Annotated in this window: 17 protein-coding genes; 10 read left to right on the plus strand and 7 right to left on the minus strand. The window is 58.7% G+C overall.

What is annotated here, in order from left to right; genetic code table 11:
* The first annotated feature begins 1 nt into the window (after window position 1).
* Window positions 2-1,093: an anhydro-N-acetylmuramic acid kinase gene (locus tag ACYZT7_RS29295; protein WP_462039181.1), complete on the plus strand. Its 1,092-nt coding sequence runs from the start codon at window positions 2-4 to the stop codon at window positions 1,091-1,093.
* Between the two features lie 80 nt (window positions 1,094-1,173).
* On the opposite strand, the gene erpA is transcribed toward ACYZT7_RS29295, so the two are convergent.
* Both erpA and argC read right to left on the minus strand, forming a co-directional pair.
* Window positions 1,174-1,524 (minus strand): iron-sulfur cluster insertion protein ErpA, encoded by a 351-nt coding sequence (gene erpA / locus ACYZT7_RS29300; RefSeq protein WP_007947969.1) that lies wholly within the window; start codon window positions 1,522-1,524, stop codon window positions 1,174-1,176.
* A 167-nt stretch (window positions 1,525-1,691) separates the two neighbouring features.
* The gene (gene argC / locus ACYZT7_RS29305; RefSeq protein WP_462039182.1) at window positions 1,692-2,726 is read right to left on the minus strand and encodes an N-acetyl-gamma-glutamyl-phosphate reductase; all 1,035 of its coding nucleotides are present in this window, start codon (window positions 2,724-2,726) and stop codon (window positions 1,692-1,694) included.
* Window positions 2,727-2,861: 135 nt separating this feature from the next.
* On the opposite strand from argC, the gene hemJ reads away from it, so the two are divergent.
* The 6 genes from hemJ to coq7 all read left to right on the plus strand — a co-directional run bounded on the left by hemJ (window position 2,862) and on the right by coq7 (window position 7,381).
* On the plus strand, window positions 2,862-3,290 hold the full coding sequence (gene hemJ / locus ACYZT7_RS29310) for a protoporphyrinogen oxidase HemJ (RefSeq protein ID WP_462039183.1): 429 nt from the start codon (window positions 2,862-2,864) through the stop codon (window positions 3,288-3,290).
* Window positions 3,291-3,323: 33 nt separating this feature from the next.
* The gene (locus ACYZT7_RS29315; protein ID WP_462039184.1) at window positions 3,324-4,292 is read left to right on the plus strand and encodes an NAD(P)H-dependent flavin oxidoreductase; all 969 of its coding nucleotides are present in this window, start codon (window positions 3,324-3,326) and stop codon (window positions 4,290-4,292) included.
* Between the two features lie 86 nt (window positions 4,293-4,378).
* On the plus strand, window positions 4,379-5,344 hold the full coding sequence (locus ACYZT7_RS29320; protein ID WP_462039185.1) for a DUF805 domain-containing protein: 966 nt from the start codon (window positions 4,379-4,381) through the stop codon (window positions 5,342-5,344).
* 62 nt (window positions 5,345-5,406) lie between these two features.
* Window positions 5,407-6,195, plus strand: a complete 789-nt coding sequence (locus ACYZT7_RS29325; protein ID WP_462039186.1) for an SDR family NAD(P)-dependent oxidoreductase — start codon at window positions 5,407-5,409, stop codon at window positions 6,193-6,195.
* Between the two features lie 80 nt (window positions 6,196-6,275).
* Entirely contained in the window at window positions 6,276-6,614 is a 339-nt protein-coding gene (locus ACYZT7_RS29330; RefSeq protein ID WP_008147240.1) for a histidine triad nucleotide-binding protein, read from the plus strand.
* A gap of 119 nt (window positions 6,615-6,733) precedes the next feature.
* Window positions 6,734-7,381, plus strand: a complete 648-nt coding sequence (coq7, locus tag ACYZT7_RS29335) for a 2-polyprenyl-3-methyl-6-methoxy-1,4-benzoquinone monooxygenase (RefSeq protein WP_282381973.1) — start codon at window positions 6,734-6,736, stop codon at window positions 7,379-7,381.
* Between the two features lie 112 nt (window positions 7,382-7,493).
* Here the strand turns inward: coq7 and ACYZT7_RS29340 are convergent, their stop codons facing one another.
* Window positions 7,494-7,916, minus strand: coding sequence for an OsmC family protein (locus ACYZT7_RS29340; protein WP_007941657.1), 423 nt, complete (start codon window positions 7,914-7,916; stop codon window positions 7,494-7,496).
* Between the two features lie 230 nt (window positions 7,917-8,146).
* Between ACYZT7_RS29340 and crp the strand changes: the two genes are divergently transcribed.
* Complete coding sequence (crp, locus tag ACYZT7_RS29345) at window positions 8,147-8,791, plus strand: cAMP-activated global transcriptional regulator CRP (protein WP_462039187.1); 645 nt, start codon at window positions 8,147-8,149, stop codon at window positions 8,789-8,791.
* Here crp and ACYZT7_RS29350 read toward each other — a convergent pair.
* From ACYZT7_RS29350 to ACYZT7_RS29365, 4 genes are all read right to left on the minus strand, one after another.
* A complete protein-coding gene (locus ACYZT7_RS29350; protein WP_462039188.1) occupies window positions 8,788-9,489 on the minus strand; it encodes a lipoate--protein ligase family protein in 702 nt (233 codons plus the stop codon). The genes crp and ACYZT7_RS29350 overlap by 4 nt on opposite strands.
* Window positions 9,490-9,557: 68 nt before the next feature.
* Window positions 9,558-10,394 carry an indole-3-glycerol phosphate synthase TrpC gene (gene trpC, locus ACYZT7_RS29355; RefSeq protein WP_462039189.1) on the minus strand — a complete coding sequence of 279 codons (837 nt, stop codon included), beginning with the start codon at window positions 10,392-10,394 and terminating at the stop codon, window positions 9,558-9,560.
* Window positions 10,391-11,440 (minus strand): anthranilate phosphoribosyltransferase, encoded by a 1,050-nt coding sequence (trpD, locus tag ACYZT7_RS29360; RefSeq protein WP_462039190.1) that lies wholly within the window; start codon window positions 11,438-11,440, stop codon window positions 10,391-10,393. Before trpD ends, trpC begins: the two co-directional genes overlap by 4 nt.
* Window positions 11,441-11,449: 9 nt before the next feature.
* The gene (locus tag ACYZT7_RS29365; protein WP_157713839.1) at window positions 11,450-12,043 is read right to left on the minus strand and encodes an aminodeoxychorismate/anthranilate synthase component II; all 594 of its coding nucleotides are present in this window, start codon (window positions 12,041-12,043) and stop codon (window positions 11,450-11,452) included.
* A 46-nt stretch (window positions 12,044-12,089) separates the two neighbouring features.
* On the opposite strand from ACYZT7_RS29365, the gene ACYZT7_RS29370 reads away from it, so the two are divergent.
* Both ACYZT7_RS29370 and estP read left to right on the plus strand, forming a co-directional pair.
* On the plus strand, window positions 12,090-12,434 hold the full coding sequence (locus ACYZT7_RS29370; RefSeq protein ID WP_462039191.1) for a hypothetical protein: 345 nt from the start codon (window positions 12,090-12,092) through the stop codon (window positions 12,432-12,434).
* A 15-nt stretch (window positions 12,435-12,449) separates the two neighbouring features.
* The gene (estP, locus tag ACYZT7_RS29375; RefSeq protein ID WP_462039192.1) at window positions 12,450-14,357 is read left to right on the plus strand and encodes an esterase EstP; all 1,908 of its coding nucleotides are present in this window, start codon (window positions 12,450-12,452) and stop codon (window positions 14,355-14,357) included.
* Window positions 14,358-14,393: the final 36 nt, after the last annotated feature.

The raw sequence follows: 14,393 nt of genomic DNA on the forward strand, positions 1-14,393 counted from the left end.
CATGACGCTCTATATAGGTGTGATGTCCGGGACCAGCCTCGACGGCCTGGATATTGCGCTGGTTGAGCTAGCCCCGGCGATCAAGCTGATCGCCACGCACTACATTCCCATGCCTGATTCCCTACGCACCGAGCTGCTTGGCTTGTGCAGTAGTGGCCCGGACGAGATTGCCCGCTCCGCCATTGCCCAGCAGAACTGGGTGAAGCTGGCAGCACAGGGCATTCACACCCTCCTTGATCAACAAAACCTGAAGCCAGAAGACATTCGTGCAATCGGCAGCCACGGTCAGACCATTCGCCACGAACCCGCGCGCGGCTTCACGGTGCAAATCGGCAACCCTGCCCTACTGACGGAGCTGACCGGCATCACCGTGGTCAGCGACTTCCGCAGCCGCGATGTGGCCGCCGGAGGGCAAGGCGCGCCACTGGTTCCAGCCTTCCACGAAGCGTTGTTCGAAGAACAGCCTGGCAATCGTGCGGTATTGAACGTCGGCGGTTTCAGCAACCTAAGCCTGATTGAACCTGGCAAGCCTGTTGCGGGTTTCGACTGTGGTCCAGGCAATGTTCTGCAGGATGCGTGGATTCACCAGCAACGCGGCGACAACTTTGATCGCGACGGCCAATGGGCTGCCACCGGTAAGGTCGAACCGATTCTTTTGAAAGAATTGCTCAGTGATCCGTTCTTCGTGACCAAAGGCCCGAAAAGTACCGGTCGTGAAGTATTCAACCTGCCATGGCTGACACAGCGTCTGGCACAGCTGCCGACCTTCGCCACCGAAGACGTGCAGGCAACGCTGCTTGAACTGACCGCACTGACCATCGTGGAATCACTGCAAAGCGCCCAATCAGGCACCCAGGAACTGCTTGTCTGCGGCGGCGGCGCGCACAACGCCACGTTGATGAACCGCTTAGCCAGTTTGCTGCCGAACGCCAAGGTCACCAGCACCGCGGCTTACGGTGTAGACCCGGACTGGGTCGAAGCCATGGCCTTCGCCTGGCTGGCCCATTGCTGCCTGGAAGGCATCGCGGCCAATCGCCCGAGCGTCACCGGCGCCCGTGGCCTGCGCGTACTCGGCGCCATCTATCCTGCCTGACCATCCATACCGAATCCCGGACAGCAAAACGCCGCAGAGCCCTGAGGCCATGCGGCGCTTGGTGATGCGATGTATTGCGATCAGATCGAGAACGAAGAGCCGCAGCCACACGTGGTGCTGGCGTTCGGGTTCTTGATCACGAAGCGCGAACCTTCCAGACCTTCCTGATAATCCACCTCGGCACCTGCCAGGTATTGGAAACTCATCGGGTCGACCACCAGACTCACACCTTCGCGTTCGACAATGGTGTCGTCATCGGCCACTTCTTCATCGAAGGTGAAGCCGTACTGAAAACCTGAACAACCGCCGCCCGTAACGAATACGCGCAGCTTCAAGCGATCATTCCCCTCTTCATCGACCAGGCTCTTCACCTTGTGCGCGGCACCGTGGGTGAATTGCAAAGCCGTGGGGGTGAAGGATTCGACGCTCATGCTAACTATCTCCCGGCGTTACGCCGCCATAATGCGTGATGACGCGCATTATCCGCTTCTCCTAGAAAATTGGTCAACTATTGTTACGGTATATCAATCAACACATTTGCCCGCCCGAAATGCAAAAAAGCCCGTCAGACGGGCCTTTTTGCTGAGCGGGATAAACCTTACGGCAGCATACCTGCGTGGGACAGACCCAAGCGCTCATCCAGACCGAACAGAATGTTCAGGTTCTGTACCGCCTGACCCGACGCGCCTTTGACCAGGTTATCGATCACTGACAACACCACTACCAGATCAGCATCCTGTGGACGATGCACGGCAATACGGCAAACGTTGGCACCGCGCACGCTGCGGGTTTCCGGATGACTGCCGGCCGGCATGACATCGACGAACGGTTCGTTGGCATAGCGCTTTTCAAACAGCGCCTGCAGATCCACCGAGCGATCCACAACCGTCGCGTAGAGCGTCGAGTGGATGCCTCGAATCATGGGCGTCAGGTGCGGAACGAAGGTCAGACCGACGTCCTTGCCCGCTGCGCGACGCAGACCCTGGCGAATTTCCGGCAAGTGACGATGCCCTTTGACGGCGTAGGCCTTCATGCTTTCCGACGTCTCGGCGTACAGCGAACCTACGGAAGCCCCACGACCGGCGCCACTGACGCCGGATTTGCAGTCAGCGATCAAGCGGGTGGTATCGGCCAGACCTGCCTCAAGCAATGGCAGGAAACCCAATTGCGTAGCAGTCGGGTAACAACCCGGGACGGCGATCAGGCGAGCCTGCTTGATTTGCTCGCGATTGACTTCCGGCAAGCCATAGACCGCCTCTTCCAGCAGTTCCGGTGCGCCGTGAGGCTGACCGTACCACTTGGCCCACTCTTCGGCGTCTTGCAGACGGAAGTCCGCCGACAGGTCGATGACCTTGGTTCCCGCTGCCAACAGTTCACCAGCCAAGGCATGAGCAACACCGTGAGGCGTAGCAAAGAACACCACATCACAAGCGCCCAGCGTCTTGATGTCCGGAACGCTGAACGCCAGGCCATCGTAATGACCGCGCAGGTTCGGGTACATATCAGCCACGGCCAGACCGGCCTCGGATCGGGAAGTGATGACTGCCACTTCAGCTTGCGGGTGCTGCGCCAACAGACGCAGCAGTTCGACACCGGTGTAACCCGTGCCGCCGACGATACCGACCTTGACCATAAACCTGCCCTCAACGAACCCACTGGAAAGCCGTCGATAATAGGGGCCGCGCGGCTCTGCGACAACCGCCAAGGTGACGTGCGGGCGCTCTACCCTCTACTATCTTCGCTACCGTGAACCTGGGAATAACTAAAAATGCTTTATCTGTGGCTCAAAGCGCTTCACATCGTCAGCATGGTCTGCTGGTTTGCCGGCCTGTTCTACCTGCCGCGCCTGTTCGTCTATCACGCCCAAAGCGAAGACACCGTCAGCAAAGAACGCTTCAGCATCATGGAGCGCAAGCTGTACCGCGGCATCATGGGCCCGGCGATGATCGCCACCCTGATTTTCGGTATTGCACTGATCGCCTTGAACCCCAGCATCTTTAGTCAGGGTGCGTGGATGCACGCGAAGTTGACCTTGGTGGTGATCCTGATCGGCTACCACCACATGTGCGGCGCCCAGGTGAAACGTTTTGCCCGTGGCGAGAACACCCGCAGCCATGTCTTTTATCGCTGGTTCAATGAAGTGCCGGTTCTGATATTGCTGGCTATTGTAATTCTGGTTGTCGTTCGGCCGTTCTAACTCCAATAAGCACAACTCACCGGGGTACTTCCAATGTCGCTGCCCGCTCTGCTCGAACAACGTTTGCGCCTGCCTGTGGTGGCAGCGCCGATGTTCCTGATCTCCAACCCTCAACTGGTGCTCGCCTGCTGCCGTAATGGCGTGGTGGGTAGCTTCCCCGCGCTGAACCAGCGCGAGAGCAGTGGCTTCAAGGCCTGGCTGGAAGAGATCGAAGCAGGGTTGGCAACACTGGAGAATCCGGCGCCTTTTGCGGTGAACCTGATCGTCCACAACAGCAACCCGCGACTGCAAGCGGATCTGGAGATCTGTATCGAGCACAAAGTGCCGATCGTGATCACCAGCCTCGGCGCCGTGAAAGAACTGGTCGATGCCGTGCACAGCTATGGTGGTCTGGTGTTTCATGACGTGACGACTCGTCGCCATGCAGAGAAAGCCGCCGAGGCCGGGGTCGACGGTTTGATCGCCGTGGCAGCCGGCGCCGGTGGGCACGCCGGGACCTGGAGCCCGTTCTCGCTGATTGCCGAGATACGCCAATTCTTCGACAAGACACTGCTGCTGGCCGGTTGCCTGAACCACGGCCACGAGATTCTCGCTGCACAATTGCTCGGTGCGGATTTGGCCTACTTCGGTACGCGATTTATCGGCACCACCGAAAGTCATGCGTCTGACGCCTATAAACAGATGCTGCTGACTTCCAGAGCAGCGGACATCGTCCATACTCCAGCGGTGTCGGGAGTACCGGCGAGCTTTATGCGTCAAAGCCTAGAGGCTGCGGGTTTCGACATGGCAGCGCTGCAAGGCAAGGGTGAGGTGAACTTCGGCTCCAAACTCAAGCCTATAAGCGATGAAGCCAAAGCCTGGAAAACCGTTTGGTCCGCAGGCCAGGGGGTCGGCGAAATCGATGACCTGCCAAGTGTCGATCAATTGATCGCTCGCCTTGAAGCCGAGTACCGCACAGCGCTGGAGCTGGCGGCAGCGCTGCCCAAACGCTGGCCACGCTGACAGTAAAACTTGGCCAGTCCATTCCGGCTGGCCTTACACTCCACGCGCAATACGCCCTAAAACACTCGCGACAAGGATGCCTCGCAATGAGCGAAAACCGTTTCAAGATCGTATTCGACGGCGCTCTGCTGCCAGGTGTTGACGTCACCACCGCCAAGCTCAATCTCGCCGATCTGTTCAAAAGCGATGTGGCTGCCATCGAGCGGCTGTTCAGTGGCAAGCCGGTTGCACTCAAACGCGACCTGTCACAGACCGATGCTCAGACTTATCTCCAGGCGCTGACCAAAACCGGCATCGATGCCCGGATCGAATCCGAACCATCGATCGAGCTGAACCTGTCTGACGTTCATGAACACACCCCTGCCGTCGCAGCAGATCCCGAATCCCCTTACGCGCCACCCCGGGCTACCGTCGGCGAAGCCTTGCCTGAATTTGCCCCACTCAAGGCGTTCAGCTTCGAAGGTCGCATCGGCCGCTTGCGTTACCTGGCCTGGACGATGTCCCTGACGCTGGTAACCCTTGGTGTTGGCACTGTGCTTGCTGTTTTCGGCCTGGCCCTCATCAGCACGGACTCGACCGCCAGCCTGATTCTCAGTGGCTTGCTGGCCTTTGTTCTCTTCGTGGCGCTCGCGTTCGTCAGCATTCAGTTCAGTGTCCAGCGTCTGCACGATATCGGCTGGTCTGGCTGGCTTTGGCTGCTGACCCTCGTGCCGTTCGTGGGCAGCATCTTTCCGTTCGTGATGATGATTGCACCGGGTAATAACGCCGCCAATCAATACGGTGCGCCACCACCACCCAACAGCTCCGCGGTCAAGATCCTGTCTTCACTCTGGCTGGTGTTTATCGCGATCCTGTTCATCGGCGGACTGACCGGTGGCCTCTCTACCATTCAAAGTGAATACGAAAGCGCCACCCAGAGCAGCTATGAAAGTGACTCCGTGACCACCGAAGAGATCGAAGATCAGACCGCTGTGGAAGCAGAGCCGGCGCCAAATTCAGCCGACGATGCAGCCGAAGAAGCCCAGCCCCCTGTAGACTCTGCGAAAGAATGAACAGCGCTCCCCGCCCGTGACACCTGCGTCGCCGGCGCGGAGCTGTTGCGATGGAGAAATGCATGACCCGTTACGCTCTGATCACTGGCGCTTCCAGCGGCATCGGCCTGGCGATGGCCGAAGCGCTGGCCCGGCGCGGCCGCAGCCTGATTCTGGTGGCCCGTCAGCGTGATCAGCTGGAAAGTATTGCGATTGAACTGACTCAACGTTTTGGCGTGGAAGTGTTGTTCCGAGCCTGTGACCTCGGCGAGCCGCTACGGCTGTCGGGATTTCTGCTGGAGCTGGAGGAAGGTGACCGACAGATCGATTTGCTGGTCAACTGCGCCGGCATCGGCACTTGTGGCCCGTTCCTGGCTCAGGACTGGATGACCGAGCAGGACCTGATCGAAGTGAACATCCTCGCGCTCACTCGCCTGTGTCACGCGATCGGCAACAGCATGGCGCTGCAGGGCGGCGGGCAGATTTTGAATGTCGCCTCGGTCGCGGCGTTCCATCCCGGCCCATGGATGAGTACTTACTACGCCAGCAAGGCTTATGTGCTGCACTTTTCCGAAGGGTTGCGCGTCGAACTGAAAAAATGCGCGGTCAAGGTGTCGGTGCTCTGCCCCGGCCCTACCCGCACGGCGTTTTTCCGCACTGCGCAATTGGACGCTGGCAAACTGGTCGACAGCAAAATGCTGATGAGCCCCGAGGAAGTCGCACTCTATACAGTGCGGGCTCTGGAGAAAAATCGCGCCATCATTATTCCGGGACTACGCAACCGCTGGCGCGCCTTCCTGCCGCGGCTCGGCTCACGCTGGCTGACCCGGACAATCGCAGGCATGGTCAACAAGGCTTACTGCCCGCGCTGATCGCTCTTCAAGGTAAAAGGCTGGGCTCGGGCATAACCCATGGTTACACTCAGGCCAGCCCAAATAACGGAGAAACAGCTGTGGATACTCTGTTCACCAAGATCATCAACCGGGAAATCCCGGCCAAGATCATCTACGAGGACGACCAGGTACTGGCCTTCCACGACATCGCCCCACAGGCACCGGTGCATTTTCTGGTGATCCCGAAAAAAGCGGTGCGCACGCTTAACGACCTGACCGAGGACGACAAGGCATTGGCTGGGCACATTCTGTTCACCGCCCAGCGTCTGGCCCTGGAACTGGGCTGCGAAGAGGGCTTTCGCGTGGTCATGAACTGCAATCCACTGGGTGGGCAGACCGTCTATCACATTCATATGCACGTGCTGGGTCAGCGCCAGATGCATTGGCCGCCGGGCTGATTGCAGTAAAACCTGAGGGAGCGGCGGTGTGACTTGCTCGCTCCCGCAAATGACCCAACGCAAACCTTCGCCGGCCGATTGGGTTAAACTGGCCGCCGAGATTCTTCCCGGAGGTCAGCATGACTACCCAACGTCACTACTCGCCGATTGACCGTCTTCTGCTGCAAGCCGATGCCGCGATGCGTACATTGCTGCCCTTCAGTGGCCAGCCGTACCGTCCTTCGCCCGCTATCGTGCAGCCGGATGCGCAAATGAGCGACGAAGACACCCGACACGTCGCCGGCCTGATGCGCATCAACCATACCGGCGAAGTCTGTGCCCAGGCGCTGTATCAGGGTCAGGCCCTGACCGCCAAGCTGCCGAAAGTGCGTGCTGCCATGGAACATGCTGCCGAAGAAGAAATCGACCACCTGGTCTGGTGTGAACAACGCATAAAACAGTTGGGCAGCCACACCAGCATTCTCAACCCGCTGTTCTATGGCATGTCGTTCGGGATCGGCGCGGTAGCAGGGTTGATCAGCGATAAAGTCAGCCTGGGTTTCGTTGCTGCCACCGAGCATCAGGTCTGCAAACACCTGAACGAACACCTTGAGCAACTGCCGGCCGAGGACGAAAAGTCCCGGGCGATCCTCGAGCAGATGCGCATTGATGAAGAACACCACGCCGAAAGCGCGCTGGAGGCTGGGGGTTTCCGCTTCCCGGCACCGGTGAAGTTCGGCATGAGCCTGATGGCCAAGGTCATGACCAAGAGTACTTATCGGATCTGATAGCTGCATTGTCCTTGGGAGCCTCTTCGCGAGCAGGCTCGCTCCCACAATGGCTCTGCGTCAGCAATAAATAAGGCGACTACCGCAAAGTAGTCGCCTTTTTAATGTCGATTCAACCGAGCTCGATGATCTCGTAGTCGTGGGTAATCGCCACGCCTGCCGCGCCGAGCATGATCGAAGCCGAGCAATACTTCTCGGCAGACAGCTCGATGGCGCGTTTGACCTGGGCTTCTTTCAGCCCACGGCCCTTGACCACGAAGTGCATGTGGATCTTGGTGAAAACCTTCGGATCTTCGGTGGCCCGCTCGGCTTCGAGGAAGGCTTCACAGCTTTCAACGGCCTGACGGGACTTCTTGAGGATGCTGACCACGTCGAAATTGCTGCAACCGCCAACACCCAGCAGGAGCATTTCCATCGGCCGGACACCCAGGTTGCGACCGCCGGCATCGGGCGGACCGTCCATGACCACGACATGACCGCTGCCTGATTCACCGAGGAACATGGCTTCGCCAGCCCATTGGATGCGTGCCTTCATCGCCAAGACTCCACTGTATAAAAAAGGGTCGCCAGCTTAGCACAGGGCCCTTGATTGACAGCGTTCGCCTTCGTAGGACATAACCTTCTGCGTCGTAGGTAAATGCTCGAATATTGCAGGAAGTGTCTGTTAAGCTGGCGCCAATTCGCTGGCGCATAGCCAGCTGTGTAGCAACCTCAGCTATTCATAAAAAAACCAAACATACCGTGCAGTCTTTTCGGGATACAACCATGGTTGCTATTACCCCAACACCCAAAATCAAGAACCTCGACAAGCTCTTGATGCACTGCCAGCGCCGTCGTTATGCGGCCAAGAGCAACATCATTTGTGCCGGTGACCGCTCGGAAACGCTGTTCTTTATCATCAAAGGGTCGGTCACCATCCTGATCGAGGATGACGACGGCCGTGAAATGATCATCGCCTACCTGAACTCCGGAGACTTTTTCGGTGAGTTAGGTCTGTTCGAACAAGCCGGCCTGGAACAGGAACGCAGCGCCTGGGTGCGCGCCAAGATCGAATGCGAAGTCGCGGAAATCAGCTACGCGAAATTCCGCGAGTTGTCCCAACAGGCTCCGGACATTCTTTACGTGCTCAGCGGACAAATCGCACAGCGTCTGCGCAACACCACGCGCAAAGTCGGTGATCTGGCGTTCTTCGACGTCACCGGTCGCGTTGCGCGCTGCCTGCTGGAACTCTGCAAGCAGCCGGATGCGATGACTCACCCGGACGGCATGCAGATCAAGGTGACCCGTCAGGAGATCGGACGGATTGTCGGTTGTTCGCGTGAGATGGTCGGTCGCGTACTCAAGGATCTGGAAGAGCGCAACCTGGTGGACGTCAAAGGCAAGACCATGGTGGTCTTCGGTACGCGCTAAGTCCTGAACATGTCTGCCAGCAAATGGCGGTACAACGTGTCGAGTCGCTCCAGCGCATCAGGCGCTGCATATTTTTCATGCAAGGCGATGTGGCTCTCGGCGCGAACTCGCTGCTCCAGGCCACAGGCTTCATTGAAACGGTTGACCGCCGCAACCATCGATTCACGCTCGTTATCGAGCAACAAAGCACCGTGCGCCAACCCTACCGGACGCGTACCGCCCTTGCTCTGACGCCAACGCTGCGCGGTGCCAACCATCTTGCGCCCATCGAGATTGACGTTGAATCGGCCATCGCAAAACGCGCCATCAACTTCGCCCAAGGACGAAACGCCGCCCATCTCATCAAGCAGCTGACAAATCGGGTCGCAGAGTCGGCGATAAGCGGTTTCGATCCGGTTCTGGTCACCCTCGTTACGCGGTGGCGCGTAGACCAGCGCGATATTGATGGTTGAGGCCGATTGCGGCACTGGTTCACCGCCGGTTTCACGCAATAACACCGGCCAACCCGCCGCAGCCGATACCTCGCACGCGGCCTCGAACCCAGGCAGGCGATTCAACCGTCGAGGCATGACCAGCGCCCGATCACTGGGTTGCCAGAACAGCAGACCAAACTCCGAATCGCCGGTGCACACATGGGCCAACAGATCCTGTTCGGCGAGCAGGCCGACTTCGACGGTCAAGGCGATGGGCTGGGTCATGGCAGTAGACATCCTTTGTTTGGGGTATAAAAAAGCCGGCATCGCCGGCTTCTTCATTTAAGTCACGTTCAGTCGAGTGTAGAACCGCTCACCGCGATACCACGCTCAGGAAAGAACAGACGCTGCAGTTCGGTGCCCGGGCTTTCGGCGCGCATGAACGCTTCGCCAACCAGGAACGCGTACACATCACTGATTTCCATCAGCTCAACATCGGCCCGGTTGAGAATGCCACTTTCGGTGATCACCAAGCGATCACGCGGGATACGTGGCAACAGGTCGAGTGTGGTTTCCAGACTGACGTCGAAGGTATGCAGGTTGCGGTTGTTGACGCCCACCAGCGGAGTGTCGAGGGTTTTCAAGGCCCGCTCCAGCTCGTCGCCGTCGTGGACTTCTACCAACACATCGAGGCCGACGCTTTTAGCCACGGCCGCCAGCTCAGCCATCTTCATGTCGTCCAGTGCGGAGACGATCAGCAGCACGCAGTCGGCACCCAACGCTCGGGCTTCAATGATCTGGTACGGATCGATCATGAAATCCTTGCGGATCACCGGCAAACTGCACGCCGCACGAGCCTGTTGCAGATACGCATCGGCGCCTTGGAAGTAATCGATATCGGTGAGCACCGACAGACAGGTCGCGCCGCCCTTCTCGTAACTCTGGGCAATGTCGGCGGGAACGAAGTTCTCGCGGATCACGCCTTTGCTGGGCGAAGCTTTCTTGATTTCTGCAATCACCGCCGGCTGCTTGAGCTTGGCCTGAGCCATCAATGCCTTGGCAAAACCACGGGGGGCATCGGCCGCCTTGGCCAGACTTTCCAGCTCCGCCAGGCTTACGCGAGCGCTACGCTCGGCGACTTCCTGGACTTTGCGGGCCAGAATGTTTTCCAGAACCGTCGGTACACTCATCCCTCATTCTCCACTCTGAATACCGCGGTAAATGCACCCAACTCCTCCAGTTTTTCCCGAGCGAGGCCTGTGTGCAGCGCATCGTGCGCCAAGGCAACGCCTTCTTTCAAACTGCTGGCATGGTCGGCGGCGTACAGCGCGGCACCGGCATTGAGCATAATCATTTCCGCGGCTTTCTGACCGTTCTCGGTCTTGCGCTTGCCCAGGGCATCGCGAATCAGCTCCAGCGAGGCCGCCGGGCTATCCACCGCCAGACCGTGCAGGCTCTGGCTCTTCATCCCCAAGTCTTCTGGCTCGACCCAGTACTCGATGATCTGATCATCCTTCAACTCCGCCACAAAGGTTGGCGCCGCCAGACTGAATTCGTCCAGGCCATCCTTCGAGTGCACTACCAACACGTGTTTGCTGCCCAGACGCTGCAAGACTTCGGCCAGCGGCCGGCACAACGCCTGATTGAACACGCCCACCACCTGATGCTTCACGCCGGCCGGATTCGTAAGCGGGCCGAGCATGTTGAACATGGTACGCAGGCCCAGCTCCCGGCGCGGGCCGGCGGCGTGCTTCATGGCACTGTGGTGGGTCTGGGCGAACATGAAACCGATGCCGACGTTATCGATGCAGCGTGCGACCTGAACCGACGTCAGGTTCAGGTAGATACCGGCCGCTTCCAGCAGGTCGGCGCTGCCGCTTTTTCCCGAGACCGCACGGTTACCGTGTTTGGCGACGGTGCAACCGGCCGCGGCGACCACGAACGAGGAAGCGGTCGAGACGTTGAAGATATTGGCTCCGTCACCTCCGGTACCGACCACATCGACGACGCCGTCGAGGGTCTTGAGTTCGACCTTGTCCGCCAGCTCGCGCATGACCGACACGGCGCCGACGATCTCATCGATGCTTTCGCTCTTCATGCGCATGGCCATCATGAACGCGCCGATCTGCGCATCCGTGCATTGACCGGTCATGATTTCGCGCATCACATCGCGCATCTCATCGGTGCTGAGGTCGAGCTGTTCGACGATACGGCTGAGGGCTGTCTTGATATTCATGAAAAGTCCTTAGCGCGTGCCGCCGGTTTGTTTGAGGAAGTTAGCGAACAGCTCGTGGCCCTGTTCGGTGAGGATCGACTCAGGGTGAAACTGCACGCCTTCGATGTTCAGTGTCTTGTGGCGCAGCCCCATGATCTCGTCAACCGAGCCGTCTTCGAGCTGGGTCCACGCAGTCAGCTCAAGGCAATCGGGCAGGGTTTCGCGTTTGACGATCAGTGAATGATAGCGGGTGACCGTCAGCGGATGGTTCAGGCCTTCGAAAACGCCCTTGTCCTCGTGGAACACCGGGCTGGTCTTGCCGTGCATGACCTGCCGGGCGCGAACCACGTCGCCACCAAACGCCTGGCCGATGGACTGATGGCCCAGGCAGACGCCGAGAATCGGCAGTTTGCCGGCAAAATGTTTGATCGCTTCAATCGAGATGCCGGCTTCAGTCGGGGTGCAAGGACCGGGCGAGACGACGATCCGCTCAGGGTTGAGGGCTTCGATTTCGGCAATGGTGAGCTCATCGTTGCGCACGACTTTGACCTGGGAGCCGAGCTCACCAAGGTACTGCACAACGTTGTAGGTAAAAGAGTCGTAGTTATCGATCATCAGCAACATGGCGTTATGAACCTCTTGAATTCACTGACTTTAATACAGCCTTCGAATGAGTTACCCGCAGCGTCCTGCGCTTTGTCAGTCGCTGAAATCGCGCAGCAAAGCGGTTTGTCTTGCGGGCAAAGAAGGCAAAGCGGTAAAGATCCGGCCGGGCCGGCAGAAGGATTCAGGCGCGCCAACGCCAACGGGCGTGTGCCTTGATGACTTGATCCAGAAGTTTGCTGACGATCAACACGGGGAAGGTCTCATTTATACGTCTTGGCACAGTAACTTAGCTGGGCAGAGCGTGCAATATGGGGCGATCGAAGCGCGTGAAACAATCGACGGGTTCGCGCCGAACGGCAACAGGCTCTATAGTTTTTTGGCACTGACGTTTCGCTCACTAAAACAATAACAAACGGACTTGCTCATGATCAGACAGACGTTGGCTGTACCGCTTGCCGGCTGCTTGCTCGCTATGGCCTGCACCCAGGCGATCGCGGCACCCAACCCCTATTCGAATTTCATCGTCTTCGGCGATAGCCTCAACGATGCCGGGCAGTTTACCGACACGGGCGGCCCTCCCGGCTCGACCCTGCGCTTCACCAACCGGACCGGACCGGTTTACCAGACCGGCAGCGGCGAAGTCTATTCCGCCAACTCGACACAACTGCTGGGCGCAAGACTTGGGTTTTCTCCAGACCAGACGGCCGCTTCGACCTCGGCGGCGCGTGCGAACCAGGGCCTGCCGGACGGTAATAACTGGGCCGTTGGAGGTTACCGCACGGACCAGATCCTCACCTCGATCACCAGCGTATCCGCCACGGGTGAACGCACGCGTTCGGGCTATCTGCCGACAAACAACTTCAGCGCCGATCCGAATGCGCTGTATTACATTTCCGGGGGTGGTAACGATTTTCTTCAGGGACGTGTACAAAGTGGCGCTCAGGCGAATGCCGCTGCGGATCGACTGGCCAACAGCGTCCAGGTTTTGCAGATCGCCGGCGCCCGGTACATCGTGGTATGGCTGCTGCCCGACCTGGGTTTGACGCCCGCCATCAATGGCACACCCCAGCAGACACCCACCTCACTACTGAGCTCTGCCTTCAACCGGCAACTGGTCACTCGACTGGCGGGGATCGATGCCGAAATCATCCCGCTGAACATTCCGTTGCTGTTGCAGGAAACCTTCGCCGATCCGGCGCGATTCGGTTTTGCTACAGGCCAGAACCTGACGGCGACCTGTTTCAGCGGTAACAGCTGCACCGAAAACCCTACGTATGGCATCAACAGTGCCACGCCGGACCCCAGCAAGCTGATTTATAACGATGGGGTTCATCCGACCGAAGCCGGGCAAAAACTGATTTCCGACTACGCCTATTCCTTACTGGCTGCGCCTTGGGAGCTGACGTTGTTGCCGGAAATGGCCCAAGCTACCTTGCGTGCGCACCAGGATGAACTGCGCAGCCAATGGCAATCGGACTGGGAGAACTGGCAAGCGATCGGCCAATGGCGCGCCATTGTCGCCGGGGGCGGTCAGCATCTGGATGTCGATAGCCAAAGCAGCGGCGCCAGCGCCGACGGCGACGGTTACAACCTGAACATCGGCGGCAGCTATCGTCTCAATGACGCCTGGCGCGTCGGTGTGGCGGCGGGTTTCTATCGTCAGAACCTGGAAGCAGGCAATAACGATTCGGACTACAAACTCAACAGCTACCTGGCCACCGCCTTCGCCCAGTTCCAGCAGAATCGCTGGTGGGCTGATGCCGCGTTGACCGGCGGCAAGCTGGATTACGACAACCTCAAACGCAAATTCGACCTGGGTGCCAGCGAAGGTGCGGAGAAAGGCGATACCGATGGCGATCTCTGGGCCTTCAGCACTCGCCTTGGCTACGACATTGCGCAACCGGGCAGCGAGTGGCACCTGTCGCCGTTCATCAGCGCCGATTACGCAAAAGTGGAAGTCGACGGCTATTCGGAAAACAGCACTCGTTCCACAGCGCTGACCTTTGATGATCAGACTCGCGATTCTAAACGTCTGGGCGCCGGTCTGCAGGGTAAGTATCAGATCACCACGCAGACTCAAGTGTTCGGCGAATACGCGTATGAGCGTGAATACGAGGATGACACTCAGAAAGTGAACATCGCGCTAAACAGTCTGCCTTCCCTGGACTTCAAACTGGACGGCTATACACCGCAAAGCCACCTGAATCGCGTGAGCCTGGGGGTCAGCCACAAGTTGACGGCCGATCTGGCACTGCGTGGCGGATACACGTTCCGCAAGGATGATGACTTTACCCAGCAAGGGCTTACCGTTGGGGTTGCGCTGGATTTCTGATCCGGCAAACAGCAGGCACAAAAAACGCGGAGCCCT

It is taken from the genome of Pseudomonas sp. RT4P38 (assembly GCF_054897765.1).

Excerpts from the sequence above, each read along its gene's own strand:
- ACYZT7_RS29325 (WP_462039186.1), top strand. The coding sequence starts at position 5,407 with ATGACCCGTTACGCTCTGATCACTGGCGCTTCCAGCGGCATCGGCCTG.
- ACYZT7_RS29365 (WP_157713839.1), bottom strand. The coding sequence starts at position 12,043 with ATGTTGCTGATGATCGATAACTACGACTCTTTTACCTACAACGTTGTG.
- ACYZT7_RS29350 (WP_462039188.1), bottom strand. The coding sequence starts at position 9,489 with ATGACCCAGCCCATCGCCTTGACCGTCGAAGTCGGCCTGCTCGCCGAA.
- erpA (WP_007947969.1), bottom strand. The coding sequence starts at position 1,524 with ATGAGCGTCGAATCCTTCACCCCCACGGCTTTGCAATTCACCCACGGT.
- hemJ (WP_462039183.1), top strand. The coding sequence starts at position 2,862 with ATGCTTTATCTGTGGCTCAAAGCGCTTCACATCGTCAGCATGGTCTGC.
- trpD (WP_462039190.1), bottom strand. The coding sequence starts at position 11,440 with ATGAATATCAAGACAGCCCTCAGCCGTATCGTCGAACAGCTCGACCTC.
- coq7 (WP_282381973.1), top strand. The coding sequence starts at position 6,734 with ATGACTACCCAACGTCACTACTCGCCGATTGACCGTCTTCTGCTGCAA.
- ACYZT7_RS29315 (WP_462039184.1), top strand. The coding sequence starts at position 3,324 with ATGTCGCTGCCCGCTCTGCTCGAACAACGTTTGCGCCTGCCTGTGGTG.
- estP (WP_462039192.1), top strand. The coding sequence starts at position 12,450 with ATGATCAGACAGACGTTGGCTGTACCGCTTGCCGGCTGCTTGCTCGCT.
- trpC (WP_462039189.1), bottom strand. The coding sequence starts at position 10,394 with ATGAGTGTACCGACGGTTCTGGAAAACATTCTGGCCCGCAAAGTCCAG.
- ACYZT7_RS29370 (WP_462039191.1), top strand. The coding sequence starts at position 12,090 with ATGAGTTACCCGCAGCGTCCTGCGCTTTGTCAGTCGCTGAAATCGCGC.
- crp (WP_462039187.1), top strand. The coding sequence starts at position 8,147 with ATGGTTGCTATTACCCCAACACCCAAAATCAAGAACCTCGACAAGCTC.
- ACYZT7_RS29340 (WP_007941657.1), bottom strand. The coding sequence starts at position 7,916 with ATGAAGGCACGCATCCAATGGGCTGGCGAAGCCATGTTCCTCGGTGAA.
- ACYZT7_RS29320 (WP_462039185.1), top strand. The coding sequence starts at position 4,379 with ATGAGCGAAAACCGTTTCAAGATCGTATTCGACGGCGCTCTGCTGCCA.
- ACYZT7_RS29295 (WP_462039181.1), top strand. The coding sequence starts at position 2 with ATGACGCTCTATATAGGTGTGATGTCCGGGACCAGCCTCGACGGCCTG.
- argC (WP_462039182.1), bottom strand. The coding sequence starts at position 2,726 with ATGGTCAAGGTCGGTATCGTCGGCGGCACGGGTTACACCGGTGTCGAA.